The organism is Pseudomonas sp. 1 R 17 (assembly GCF_900067035.1).
In the GTDB taxonomy this organism is placed as follows: domain Bacteria; phylum Pseudomonadota; class Gammaproteobacteria; order Pseudomonadales; family Pseudomonadaceae; genus Aquipseudomonas; species Aquipseudomonas marginalis.
The window spans coordinates 171,979-184,822 of record NZ_FKLB01000060.1 but is presented as its reverse complement, the minus strand read 5'-3'; the positions used below and the strand labels follow the sequence as shown (position 1 = coordinate 184,822).

Below are 12,844 nucleotides of genomic sequence, written 5' to 3'. Positions count from 1 at the left end.
TCAAAATAGGGCTGGTCGGGTTTCCCGATCATCTGCGGGCTTGAAAAAGCCCGCATAAGCCTTCATCTTGTGTTGCAAGCCTATCGGATTTGGATCGAACGAATGACTGACACCCGCAACGGCGAGGACAACGGCAAGCTGCTCTATTGCTCCTTCTGTGGCAAAAGCCAGCATGAAGTGCGCAAATTGATTGCCGGCCCCTCGGTCTTTATCTGCGACGAGTGCGTCGACCTGTGCAATGACATCATCCGTGAGGAGGTGCAGGAAGCCCAGGCCGAAAGCAGCGCGCATAAATTGCCTTCGCCTAAAGAAATCAGCGGCATCCTTGATCAGTATGTGATTGGTCAAGAGCGTGCAAAGAAGGTTCTGGCCGTAGCGGTATACAACCACTACAAGCGCTTGAACCAGCGTGACAAGAAAGGCGACGAAGTCGAACTCGGCAAGAGCAACATCTTGCTGATCGGTCCTACAGGCTCGGGTAAGACCCTGCTTGCAGAAACCCTCGCTCGCCTGCTGAACGTTCCGTTCACCATCGCTGACGCCACCACCCTCACCGAGGCTGGCTACGTGGGCGAAGATGTCGAGAACATCATTCAGAAACTGCTGCAGAAGTGCGACTACGACGTAGAGAAGGCCCAGATGGGTATTGTCTACATCGACGAAATCGACAAGATCTCGCGCAAGTCCGACAACCCGTCGATCACTCGGGACGTTTCCGGTGAAGGCGTGCAGCAGGCCCTGTTGAAACTGATCGAAGGCACGGTTGCTTCCGTACCGCCACAAGGCGGCCGCAAGCACCCGCAGCAGGAATTCCTTCAGGTTGATACGCGCAACATCCTGTTTATCTGTGGCGGTGCATTCTCCGGCCTGGAGAAGGTTATTCAGCAACGGTCTACCCGTGGCGGCATCGGTTTCAGTGCAGAAGTGCGCAGCAAGGAAGAAGGCAAGAAGGTGGGCGAGTCCCTGCGTGAAGTCGAGCCTGACGATCTGGTCAAGTTCGGTCTGATCCCGGAATTCGTTGGTCGTCTGCCGGTCCTGGCCACGTTGGACGAGTTGGATGAGGCGGCTCTGATTCAGATCCTCACCGAACCGAAAAACGCCCTGACCAAGCAATACGCCAAGCTGTTCGAGATGGAAGGTGTGGACCTCGAGTTCCGTACCGACGCGCTCAAATCGGTGGCCAAGCGGGCACTGGAGCGCAAGACCGGTGCACGTGGCCTGCGTTCGATCCTCGAAGGTGTATTGCTCGACACCATGTACGAAATCCCCTCGCAGTCCGAGGTGAGTAAAGTGGTGATCGACGAAAGCGTTATAGAAGGTAAGTCCAAGCCACTGTATATCTACGAAAACAGTGAGCCGACTGCCAAGGCTGCGCCAGACGCGTAAGCGTTTCGCAGTTTTGGTACAAACGAAGGGGCCTCTAGGGGCTCCTTTGTTTTTCATAAGGATTTTTACTGCGTGTAACTGCCAGCATTGAGCTTGTTTTTTTTACACGCAGCCCCCATCTTGGTTTCAAGCTTATTTTTCAACTGTCATAGAGGCGAAATCATGAAGACAACCATCGAATTGCCTCTCCTGCCGTTGCGTGATGTCGTCGTCTATCCGCACATGGTTATCCCGCTGTTCGTGGGGCGCGAGAAGTCTATCGAAGCCCTCGAGGCCGCGATGACGGGCGACAAGCAGATCCTGCTGTTGGCCCAGAAAAATCCTGCCGATGATGATCCAGGCGAAGATGCCCTGTATCGCGTCGGCACCATTGCCACTGTCCTGCAACTGCTCAAGCTGCCCGATGGCACCGTCAAGGTGCTGGTGGAAGGCGAGCAGCGCGGTGCGGTAGAGCGTTTCATGGAGGTGGACGGCCACCTGCGCGCCGAAGTGGTGCTGATCGACGAAGTCGAGGCCCCTGAGCGCGAGTCCGAAGTGTTTGTGCGCAGCCTGCTCTCGCAGTTCGAGCAGTACGTGCAGTTGGGCAAGAAAGTCCCGGCTGAAGTCCTGTCTTCCCTCAATAGCATCGATGAGCCAAGCCGCCTGGTCGACACCATGGCCGCGCACATGGCGCTGAAGATCGAGCAGAAGCAGGACATCCTCGAAATCATTGACCTGTCGGCCCGTGTCGAACACGTGCTGGCGTTGCTGGATGCCGAGATCGACCTGCTCCAGGTCGAGAAGCGCATCCGGGGTCGGGTCAAAAAACAAATGGAGCGCAGCCAGCGCGAGTACTACCTGAATGAGCAGATGAAGGCCATTCAGAAGGAGCTCGGCGACAGCGAGGAAGGCCACAACGAAATCGAAGAGCTGAAAAAGCGCATCGATGCTGCCGGCCTGCCGAAAGACGCCCTGGCCAAAGCCACCGCCGAGTTGAACAAGCTCAAGCAAATGTCGCCGATGTCGGCCGAAGCCACCGTGGTGCGCTCGTACATCGACTGGCTGGTGCAGGTGCCGTGGAAGGCCCAGACCAAGGTACGCCTGGACCTGGCCCGTGCCGAAGATATCCTTGATGCCGACCACTATGGCCTTGAAGAAGTCAAAGAGCGCATCCTCGAATACCTCGCCGTGCAGAAGCGCGTGAAGAAGATTCGTGGCCCGGTGTTGTGCCTGGTTGGCCCGCCTGGGGTAGGTAAAACCTCCCTGGCCGAGTCCATCGCCAATGCCACCAACCGTAAATTCGTGCGCATGGCCCTCGGTGGTGTGCGCGATGAGGCGGAAATTCGTGGCCATCGCCGGACTTACATCGGTTCGATGCCAGGAAGATTGATTCAAAAAATGACAAAGGTGGGTGTGCGCAACCCGCTGTTCCTGCTCGATGAAATCGACAAAATGGGCAGCGACATGCGTGGCGATCCGGCATCGGCCTTGCTGGAAGTGCTCGACCCTGAGCAGAACCACAATTTCAACGACCATTACCTGGAGGTCGACTACGACCTGTCCGACGTAATGTTCCTGTGCACCTCCAACTCCATGAACATCCCGCCGGCATTGCTGGACCGGATGGAGGTGATTCGTCTGCCGGGTTACACCGAAGACGAGAAGATCAATATCGCCGTCAAATACCTCGCGCCCAAGCAGATTTCGGCCAATGGCCTGAAGAAGGGCGAGATCGAATTCGACGTCGAGTCGATCCGCGACATCGTGCGCTACTACACTCGCGAGGCCGGTGTCCGGGGCCTTGAGCGCCAGATCGCGAAGATTTGCCGCAAGGCGGTCAAGGAGCACGCGCTGGAAAAACGCTTCTCGGTGAAGGTCTCGGCCGACGCTCTTGAGCACTTCCTGGGTGTGCGTAAATTCCGTTACGGCCTGGCAGAACAGCAGGATCAGGTAGGGCAGGTGACTGGCCTGGCGTGGACCCAGGTGGGCGGCGAATTGCTGACCATCGAAGCTGCGGTGATCCCCGGCAAGGGCCAGTTGATCAAGACCGGCTCCCTCGGTGACGTGATGGTCGAATCCATTACCGCCGCGCAGACCGTGGTGCGCAGCCGCGCCAGGAGCCTGGGGATCCCCCTGGACTTCCACGAGAAGCACGACACCCACATCCACATGCCGGAAGGGGCTACACCGAAGGATGGTCCGAGCGCTGGCGTAGGCATGTGCACGGCCCTGGTTTCGGCATTGACCGGCATACCGGTGCGCGCCGATGTTGCGATGACCGGGGAAATCACCCTGCGTGGCCAGGTATTGGCCATTGGTGGCCTGAAAGAGAAATTGCTGGCTGCACACCGCGGTGGCATCAAGACTGTGATCATTCCTGAAGAGAATGTTCGCGACTTGAAGGAAATTCCTGACAATATCAAGCAGGATCTTCAGATTAAACCGGTTAAATGGATTGACGAGGTCCTGCAAATTGCGCTGCAATACGCGCCGGAGCCCTTGCCGGATGTGGTTCCGGAGATAGTTGCAAAGGACGAAAAACGAGAGTCTGATTCCAAGGAAAGAATTAGCACGCATTAATGTGAATAAGCCTGGGGGCTTCCTTGACAGCTTTTTAGAGCCCTTGTTATAAAGCGGCTCTTAAGTGTCTGTAGGCCATTCAGCACTGGTTTTTGCTGTTTACCAAAAAACTTAGAATCATACTCAATAGATATATAAGGGGACTTAGAGTGAACAAGTCGGAACTGATTGATGCTATCGCTGCATCCGCTGATATCCCGAAAGCTGCTGCCGGCCGTGCGCTGGATGCAGTAATCGAATCCGTCACTGGCGCTCTGAAGGCCGGCGACTCCGTGGTACTGGTAGGCTTCGGTACTTTCTCTGTGACTGACCGCCCAGCTCGCACTGGCCGTAACCCACAGACTGGCAAAGCACTGCAAATCGCTGCTGCCAAGAAACCAGGTTTCAAAGCCGGTAAAGCCCTGAAAGAAGCGGTTAACTAAGCTTCGATCAAGCCTTTGCTACCCGGGTCGGACGCAGGTCTGGCCTGGCAGCGGAGCGAAAGCTGACCCAAGTATCCATCGGGTCGCCAAGCCGGGGGTGTAGATTCAACCCCCCGTCCGCTCCGCCAGTTACGAGAAGGCGCATCCTCGGATGCGCCTTTCTTCTATCCGGACTCTACCCACGCTCCACGGTTGCCAATTTTTGAAGTTCAACCGTTTCTGGGGGACGCATGCTGCAAAATATCAGGGACAATTCACAAGGCTGGATTGCCAAGACCATTATCGGGATCATCGTCGCATTGATGGCGTTCACCGGTATCGAGGCCATTTTCCAGGCTTCGACCAACACCAAGCAGGACGTGGCCAAGGTCAACGGTGAAGAAATCACCCAGACTGAACTGAGCCAGGCCGTCGACATGCAACGTCGCCAGCTGATGCAACAGCTGGGCAAGGATTTCGATGCTTCACTGCTGGACGAAAAACTGCTGCGCGAAGCGGCCCTCAAGGGCCTGATCGATCGCAAGCTGCTGCTGCAAGGCGCTGCCGACTCCAAGTTTGGCTTCTCTGAAGCTGCACTGGACCAGGTGATCCTGCAGACGCCGGAATTCCAGGTGGACGGCAAGTTCAACGCCGAACGCTTTGACCAGGTGATCCGTCAGCTGGGCTACAGCCGTCTGCAGTTCCGTCAGATGCTGACCCAGGAAATGCTGATCGGCCAGGTGCGCGCAGGCATCGCCGGCAGCGGTTTCGTGACCGACGCCGAAGTGCTGGCATTCGCCCGTCTGGAAAAACAGACCCGCGATTTCGCTACCGTCAATATCAAGGCCAACCCTGCGGCGGTGAAACTCACCGACGACGAGGTCAAGGCTTACTATGACCAGCACGCCAAGGAGTTCATGACCCCGGACCAGGTGGTCATTGACTACCTGGAACTGAAGAAGTCTTCCTTCTTCGACCAGGTCAGCGTCAAGGACGATGAACTGCAGGCTGCCTATCAGAAAGAAACCGCCAACCTCGCTGAACAGCGTCGTGCCGCGCACATCCTGATTGAAGTCAACGACAAGGTCACCGACGCGCAAGCCAAGGCCAAGATCGAAGAAATCCAGGCACGCCTGGCCAAGGGTGAGAAGTTCGAGGCCCTGGCCAAGGAGTTCTCCCAGGATCCAGGTTCGGCCAACAATGGCGGCGATCTGGGCTTTGCCGGCCCTGGCGTCTACGACCCTGACTTCGAAGCTGCCTTGTACGCGTTGAACAAAGACCAGGTTTCGGCGCCGGTGCGCAGCACCTTCGGTTGGCATTTGATCAAGCTGTTGGGCGTTGAAGCACCGCAAGTGCCGACGTTTGCCAGCCTGAAAGACAAGCTGACCCGCGAGCTCAAGACCCAACAGGTCGAGCAGCGTTTTGTCGAAGCAACCAAGCAATTGGAAGATGCGGCATTCGAAGCCTCCGACCTGGCCCAACCAGCATCGGACCTGAAGCTGACCGTACACACCTCCGCGCCGTTTGGCCGTGAAGGTGGTGACGGTGTCGCGGCCAACCGCGCCGTGGTCACCGCTGCGTTCAGCCCGGAAGTGCTGGATGAGGGTGCCAACAGCAGCGCCATCGAGCTGGACCCGGAAACCATCATCGTGCTGCGTGCCAAAGAGCACCGCAAACCGGCGCAACTGCCGCTGGAAAGCGTTGCTGCGGCGATTCGCACACAGATGGCCAAGGAGCGCGCCAGCGCGGCTGCCAAGACTCACGCTGACGAACTGATCGCCAGCCTGCGTGATGGCAAGACCCCGCTGAACCAGCCGGTCGACGGCCAGGCCTGGAAAGTCACTGAAGCGGCTACCCGTAGCCAGGAAGCGATTGACCCGGCCGTGCTGCAAGCCCTGTTCCGCATGCCCAAGCCTGCGGCCAAGGACAAGCCGACCTTCACCACCGTGACCCTGGCTGATGGCAGCCTGGTGATCGTGCGCTTGAACGGCGTCAACGAAGCGGCCGCCCCAACGGACGAAGAAAAGGCGCAATACCGCCGCTTCCTCGCTTCCCGTGTCGGCCAGCAGGACTTTGCGGCGTACCGCAAGCAGTTGGAAACCAAGGCTGATATCAAGAAGTACTGATGTCGCTTTGAACAAGAAGCCCCCGGCCTGAAAAGACCGGGGGCTTTTTTATGTGTGCGCTAGACTGGGTACTCGGTATCGTCGACCCAGGAGTTCCAAGCGTGTTGATTCAAGGAATGGATGGCTTGCTGATCCGCCGCGCCAGCGTGGCGGATGTTCCTGCGGTGCTGCAGGTGTTCGACGAGGTGATCGCCTGGTTCGTTGGCAGGGGCAATACCCATCAGTGGGGCACCGAGCCCTGGTCGGGGTCGCCCCGGCGGGTCGCGCAAGTGGCTGAAGCCTGCGCGTTGCCCGGGGCCTGGGTTGTCGAGGACCCCGAGGGGCATCTCCGAGGAGCGCTGGTGGTGGGCGATCCCATGCCTTATGTACCTTCGGCGACTGAGCCCGAGGTGTATGTGCGCCTGTTGATTGCCGCGCGTGACCCGAGTGTTCGCGGCCTTGGCCGGCGCATGATGGCCTTTGCCGATGACCAGGCCCGCGCAGCAGGAGTCACGCGCTTGCGTGTGGACTGCTACGGCGGCGGGACAGGGGATCTGGTGCGTTTTTATGAGTCCTGTGGCTACCAGCGCATTTCAACGTTCGACTTGGCGGGGTGGCCGGGCCAACTGCTGGGGCGCCGTCTGTGATGCACCGGCCCAGGCCAGCAGCATCAGAAGCACAACCGCCCATGGAAAGGCCGTGACGCCCCAACCTTGAAGCAATACGCCACCCGCCAGGCCGCCACCGGCTATCCCCAGGTTCCACACGGTCACCAGCATGGATTGTGCGGCATCCGCCGACTTGCCCGCCGATTGGGCCAGTGCGGTTTGCAGCAATGCCGGCAAACCGCCGAACGCCAGGCCCCATAACGTCACGGCGATATAGATGACTGCCGGCACATTGATCCACAACGCCAGCGCAAGGGCGATCAGGCCAAACAGCGCACAACTGATCAGCAGCAAGGCGCGCAACCACCGGTCAATCAATACACCTGCCAGCCAGATGCTCAGCACTGCCGCGAGGCCGAACACCAGCAGTACTCGGTCAACGTCCGCATCGACCCCTGCGGGCACCAGCAACGGGGCGATGTAGGTGTACAGAATGTTGTGGGCCAGCACGTAGGTAAACGTCACCCATAGCACCGGACGAATGCCCGGCAGGTTCAGCACCTGGCGCAGCCCCAGGCGTTTATCCGCCCGTTCGCCGGCAAAGTCCGGCAGTTGCCAGCGTGCCCAGGCGAGCAGCACCAGGGTCAGCCCGGTCATGATCGCAAAGCTCAAGCGCCAGCCAACGGCGGTGCCGAGGAAGGTGCCCGCAGGTACACCCAGCGACAGCGCCAGGGGTGCACCCAGCATCGCCACGGCAATGGCGCGACCTTGCAGGTGTGGCGCCACCATTCGGCTCGCATAACCCGCCAGCAACGCCCACAGCAACCCGGCGAAGACCCCGGCAAAAAAGCGCGCCACCAGGGTCAACCCGTAATGGCTGGACAGCGCGGTTACGCTATTGACCAAGGCAAAGCCGCCAATGGCCAGCAGCAACAACGGCCGCCTGCGCCAGCCGCGGGTCAGCAGCGTCAGCGGGATGGCTGCCAGCAGGGAGCCAAGGGCGTAGAGGGTAACCAATTGGCCGACCAAGGCGGGCGACACGCCCAGGCCGTCGCCCATCTGCGGCAGAAGCCCGGCGGGCATGGCTTCGGTGAGGATGGTAATAAAGCCGGCGCTGGCCAGGGCCATTAGACCGCCCAAGGGTAAAGAATCCCGTTGGGCTGATGCGGTGAGTGAAGGGCTGCTGCTCATGACGTTTTATCCAGGTAAAAGGGCAAGCAGGCAGAGTAGGGGGCTGTGGTTGACGGAAAAACAGGCTAAGGTTCCGAACTTATCGGACGCGGATGTCCGTAATTGGAGGCAGATCATGGACAGCTTGGGCAGCCTGTCGGTATTTGTGCAGGTGGCGCAGACGCTCAGCTTCACCGCCGCCGGCCGCGTGCTGGGGGTGTCGTCGTCGGCCGTGGGCAAAAGCATTGCGCGGATGGAAGAGCGCCTGGGCGTGCGGCTGTTTCACCGCAGCACGCGCAGTATCACCTTGACCAGTGAAGGTGCACTGTTCCTTGAGCGCTCGCGGCGGATTCTCGCTGAGGTGGAAGCGGCCGAGCAGGAGCTGACGGACGCCGCTGCAACGCCACGGGGCAAGTTGCGCATCAGTGTGCCGCAGGTGCGCGGCTTGTTGATGCCGGTGCTCAGTGACTTTATGCGCACCTACCCGGAGATCGAGCTGGACGTGGATTTTTCCGACCGCATGGTGGACGTGATCGAGGAAGGTTTCGATGCGGTGATTCGCACGGGCAAGCCGGAAGATTCGCGCTTGATGGCGCGTCATCTGGGCCACTACCAGTTGGTACTCGTCGCCACGCCGGGCTACTTCGCCCAACACGGCACGCCGCAGCAACCACAGGACCTCAATGGCCACGCCTGCCTGCGCCACAAGTTCTGCGCCACGGGCAAGCTCGAGCCCTGGCCGTTGCGCCTTGCCCCGGGGGCTGCGGAACCGCTGTTGCGTACGCCGCTGGTCAGCACCACCATCGAGTCCCTCAAGCATGTGGTGCTCGAGGGCTTGGGCATTGCCTGCCTGCCGGACTACATGGTCAACCAGGCCGTGGACGAAGGGCGCTTGCAACGGGTGCTGGATGATGACCTGGAGCATCGGGGCAATTTCTGGATATTGTGGCCCGGTCGCCATACCTCGGCCAAGCTCCGCGTATTTATTGACCATATGTGCGCCGGGCTTTTCCCTGCAGGCCCCGGCGCGTAACACTGTGACGTTTTACCGACAGGAATGCGCGCGCCAAGGCCTCGTTCTGTTGCACAATACCGCCCAGACCGTTTTCCTCAGGATTATCAATGTCGACATCATTCCACTTGCGTAGCCTCGGGCTGGCGCTGGTGCTGGCGGGCGCCGCGGGCTGCTCGTCACCCAAGACCGCTATTTATGAACATGAGAACTTCGACGACTCCGGTACATTTTCCCGGGATTACCCGGTTACCGATGTAGCGGCGTGCGAGGCCGCGCGGCGCGCCTTGCTGAGCCAGGGCTACATCATCACCAGCAGCGATCCGAAACTGGTCGTGGGTAACAAGAGCTTCCAGCAGACCGGCGAAACGCACCTGCAGATCAGCTTCAACGTGGTGTGCGCCGATGATGGCAAAGGCAAGAACCACTCGACGATGTTCGCCAATGCCCTGCAGGATCGTTATGCGCTGAAGAAGGTCAACAACTCCGCGAGCCTGGGCGTGGGCGTGCTGGGGTCGGTGTCGATGCCGATCGGCTCTACCGATGACTCGATGGTGAAGGTGGCCAGTGAGACGGTGTCCGCGCCGAAGTTCTACGACCGTTACTTTGCGTTGGTGGATGTGTTCCTGCCACAGGAAGTGAAGAAGGCCGAGCATATCCCCGAGCAGCCCAATGCCGACCTCGGTGTGCCGGAGCCGAAGGCCGCACCGGCTGCAGAGAAAGTCGAGGCGCCGAAGGAAGAGCCTGCCGCACCGGCTGCCTCGGAGCCGGTTGTGCCCGCGCCTGAGGCTGCACCGATTGCGCCGCAGGCCGAGCCCGCACCCGCTGCCACCACGCCGGACCTGCCGCCGCCGACAGAAGCGATTCCGCCCCTGCCGACGCCTGCGCAGTAAATCAAACCGCTACGGGGTCGGCCTTGTCGACGTTGATCCCGTAGCGTTTGATCGCTTCACTGACCTTGTCGCGACCGATCACGCCGTCATCCGCCAGTGCCTTCAGGGCAGCCAGGGCGATGTAGTGGCGATCCACCTCAAAGAACGCGCGCAAGGCTTCCCGGGTGTCTGATTGCCCGAAACCATCAGTGCCCAGTGCGACAAAGCGTCGGCCCGGCACGAACGGACGGATCTGATCGGCGAACAGCTTCACGTAATCCGTCGCCACCACCACCGGTCCCGTTTGCCCGGCCAGGCATTGCTCGACGTAGCTCTCGCGTGGCTCACGCTCGGGGTGCAACAGGTTCCAGCGCTCCACCGCGTGCCCGTCACGGCGCAATTCGGTCAGGCTGGTTACGCTCCATACATTGCATTGCACGGCAAAGTCGTTGGCGAGCAGGTCGGCGGCGGCGATCACTTCGCGCAGGATCGAACCACTGCCCATCAGTTGCACCTTGGCGTGCTGGCTGCCGCTCAGGCGGTACATGCCTTTAACAATGCCATCCTCCATACCTTCGGGCATTGCCGGGTGCGGGTAGTTTTCGTTGAGCAGGGTGATGTAGTAGTAAATATCCTCCTGTTCGACATACATACGCCGCATGCCTTCGCGAATAATCACCGCCAGTTCGTAGGCAAAGGTCGGGTCATAGGACACGCAGCACGGAATCACCGACGACAGGATATGGCTATGGCCATCGTCATGCTGCAGGCCTTCGCCCATCAACGTGGTGCGCCCGGCCGTGGCACCCAGCAGGAAACCACGTGCCCGTGCATCGCCCGCTGCCCAGGCCAGGTCGCCGACGCGCTGGAAGCCGAACATCGAATAGAAGATGTAGAACGGCACGGTCATCAGGCCGTGATTGCTGTAGGACGTACTCGCCGCTATCCACGAGGAAATGGCCCCGGACTCATTCAGGCCTTCCTGCATGATCTGTCCGTCCTTGCTCTCCTTGTAATAGCTCAGTTGCCCGGAGTCCTGTGGGGTGTAGAGCTGGCCGACGGCAGAGTGGATACCGATCTGACGGAACAGGCTTTCCATGCCGAAGGTGCGTGATTCGTCCGGCACGATGGGCACGATCAGCTTGCCCAGGTGCGGGTCTTTCAGCAGGGTGCCGAGGATGCGCACGAAGGCCATGGTGGTTGATATCGCGCGCTCGCCAGTGTCCTTGAGCTGAGTGGCGAAGGCGCTCAGTTCGGGGATCTGCAACGGTTCGACCGCCGTGTGGCGCGCGGGTACATAGCCGCCCAGGGCCTGGCGACGCGCGGCGAAGTAACGGGCTTCTTCGCTGTCGGCGGTGGGCTTGAGGTACGGAATTTCAGCGAGTTGCTCATCGGGCACTTCCAGGCCGAAGCGGTCGCGGAAGGCTTTGACGGCATCGGCGCCCATCTTTTTCAGTTGGTGATTGATGTTCTGGCCTTCGCCGGCTTCGCCCATGCCAAAGCCCTTGACGGTCTTTGCCAGGATCACCGTTGGTTGGCCGCTGTGGCGTACGGCGGCAGCATAGGCGTTGTAGACCTTGTCCGGGTCATGGCCGCCCCGTGAGAGTTTCCAGATATCGTCGTCGGACAGGTCTGCAACCAGTGCCAGCAACTCCGGGTATTTGCCGAAGAAATGTTCGCGCACATAGGCGCCGTTCTGGGATTTGTAGTTCTGGTAGTCACCGTCCACGCACTCCATCATGCGCTGGCGCAGCAGGCCGCCGGTGTCTTTTTCCAGCAGCGCATCCCAGCCACCGCCCCAGATCACTTTGATCACATTCCAGCCGGCGGCGCGGTACAGGCTTTCGAACTCCTGGATCACCTTGGCATTGCCGCGTACCGGGCCGTCCAGACGTTGCAGGTTGCAGTTGACCACGAAGATCAGGTTGTCGAGTTTCTCGCGCCCGGCCAGGGAAATGGCGGCCAGGGATTCCGGCTGGTCCATTTCGCCATCACCGAGGAATGCCCAGACCTTGCGGCCCTGGTGTTGCTTGAGGTCACGAAACTCCAGGTAGCGCATAAAGCGCGCCTGGTAGGCCGCCGTGATCGGCCCGAGGCCCATGGACACGGTGGGGAATTGCCAGAAGTCCGGCATCAGCCGTGGGTGGGGGTAGGACGAAATGCCCTCGCCACCGGCTTCGCGGCGGAAGTTATCCAGTTGTGCTTCGCTGATGCGGCCTTCGAGGTAGGCACGGCCGTAGATGCCTGGCGAGGAGTGGCCCTGGATGTACACCAGGTCGCCGTCGAAGTTGTCGGTGCGGCCACGGAAGAAGTGGTCGAAACCTACGTCGTACAGCACAGCGGCTGACGCATAAGTGGCGATATGCCCACCCACACCGGAGTGTTTGCCTGCACGCAATACCATGGCCATGGCGTTCCAGCGGATAAACGCGTTGATACGGCGTTCGATGACCAGGTTGCCGGGGTAGGGCAACTGGCGTTCCACCGGGATGGTGTTGACGTAAGGCGTGGTCACCCGCCCGTAGAAATCACCATGCCGCGCCACGTCGAAATCCAGCAACTGATCGATCAGGTAATGGGCGCGCGGGCGACCTTCGGTGGACAGCACCGATTCGATGGACTCCAGCCACTCGCGGGTTTCCTGTGGATCGACGTCGCGTCTGACTACGTTATTCGGGGTCATGTGAGGCTCCAGGGTCGGCGGATTTCAAGTGGCGGGCTCCTTGTGGGA

Annotated in this window: 9 protein-coding genes; 7 read left to right on the top strand and 2 right to left on the bottom strand. The window is 60.0% G+C overall.

Features of this window, described 5'->3' with window-relative positions; all coding sequences use genetic code 11:
• The first annotated feature begins 102 nt into the window (after positions 1 to 102).
• The 5 genes from clpX to BFP99_RS24200 all read left to right on the top strand — a co-directional run bounded on the left by clpX (position 103) and on the right by BFP99_RS24200 (position 7,098).
• Positions 103 to 1,386, top strand: coding sequence for an ATP-dependent Clp protease ATP-binding subunit ClpX (gene clpX, locus BFP99_RS24220; RefSeq protein WP_003238279.1), 1,284 nt, complete (start codon positions 103 to 105; stop codon positions 1,384 to 1,386).
• Between the two features lie 162 nt (positions 1,387 to 1,548).
• Entirely contained in the window at positions 1,549 to 3,945 is a 2,397-nt protein-coding gene (lon, locus tag BFP99_RS24215) for an endopeptidase La (protein ID WP_065927024.1), read from the top strand.
• Positions 3,946 to 4,094: 149 nt separating this feature from the next.
• The gene (locus BFP99_RS24210; protein WP_003174819.1) at positions 4,095 to 4,367 is read left to right on the top strand and encodes an HU family DNA-binding protein; all 273 of its coding nucleotides are present in this window, start codon (positions 4,095 to 4,097) and stop codon (positions 4,365 to 4,367) included.
• Between the two features lie 230 nt (positions 4,368 to 4,597).
• The gene (locus BFP99_RS24205; protein ID WP_027606244.1) at positions 4,598 to 6,472 is read left to right on the top strand and encodes a SurA N-terminal domain-containing protein; all 1,875 of its coding nucleotides are present in this window, start codon (positions 4,598 to 4,600) and stop codon (positions 6,470 to 6,472) included.
• A gap of 101 nt (positions 6,473 to 6,573) precedes the next feature.
• Complete coding sequence (locus BFP99_RS24200) at positions 6,574 to 7,098, top strand: GNAT family N-acetyltransferase (protein WP_141690815.1); 525 nt, start codon at positions 6,574 to 6,576, stop codon at positions 7,096 to 7,098.
• On the opposite strand, the gene BFP99_RS24195 is transcribed toward BFP99_RS24200, so the two are convergent.
• Complete coding sequence (locus BFP99_RS24195) at positions 7,045 to 8,250, bottom strand: MFS transporter (RefSeq protein ID WP_065948395.1); 1,206 nt, start codon at positions 8,248 to 8,250, stop codon at positions 7,045 to 7,047. The genes BFP99_RS24200 and BFP99_RS24195 overlap by 54 nt on opposite strands.
• A 115-nt stretch (positions 8,251 to 8,365) precedes the next feature.
• Here BFP99_RS24195 and BFP99_RS24190 point away from each other — a divergent pair, with 115 nt between their 5' ends.
• Complete coding sequence (locus tag BFP99_RS24190; protein WP_065927027.1) at positions 8,366 to 9,262, top strand: LysR family transcriptional regulator; 897 nt, start codon at positions 8,366 to 8,368, stop codon at positions 9,260 to 9,262.
• Between the two features lie 89 nt (positions 9,263 to 9,351).
• Positions 9,352 to 10,134 (top strand): DUF2242 domain-containing protein, encoded by a 783-nt coding sequence (locus BFP99_RS24185; RefSeq protein ID WP_065948394.1) that lies wholly within the window; start codon positions 9,352 to 9,354, stop codon positions 10,132 to 10,134.
• A 1-nt stretch (position 10,135) separates the two neighbouring features.
• Here the strand turns inward: BFP99_RS24185 and aceE are convergent, their stop codons facing one another.
• Entirely contained in the window at positions 10,136 to 12,796 is a 2,661-nt protein-coding gene (gene aceE, locus BFP99_RS24180; RefSeq protein WP_065948393.1) for a pyruvate dehydrogenase (acetyl-transferring), homodimeric type, read from the bottom strand.
• Positions 12,797 to 12,844: the final 48 nt, after the last annotated feature.

What these genes read in the sequence shown, in the direction of transcription:
- clpX (WP_003238279.1), top strand. Translation starts at nt 103, where the DNA reads ATGACTGACACCCGCAACGGCGAGGACAACGGCAAGCTGCTCTATTGC.
- lon (WP_065927024.1), top strand. Translation starts at nt 1,549, where the DNA reads ATGAAGACAACCATCGAATTGCCTCTCCTGCCGTTGCGTGATGTCGTC.
- BFP99_RS24205 (WP_027606244.1), top strand. Translation starts at nt 4,598, where the DNA reads ATGCTGCAAAATATCAGGGACAATTCACAAGGCTGGATTGCCAAGACC.
- BFP99_RS24195 (WP_065948395.1), bottom strand. Translation starts at nt 8,250, where the DNA reads ATGAGCAGCAGCCCTTCACTCACCGCATCAGCCCAACGGGATTCTTTA.
- BFP99_RS24190 (WP_065927027.1), top strand. Translation starts at nt 8,366, where the DNA reads ATGGACAGCTTGGGCAGCCTGTCGGTATTTGTGCAGGTGGCGCAGACG.
- BFP99_RS24185 (WP_065948394.1), top strand. Translation starts at nt 9,352, where the DNA reads ATGTCGACATCATTCCACTTGCGTAGCCTCGGGCTGGCGCTGGTGCTG.
- aceE (WP_065948393.1), bottom strand. Translation starts at nt 12,796, where the DNA reads ATGACCCCGAATAACGTAGTCAGACGCGACGTCGATCCACAGGAAACC.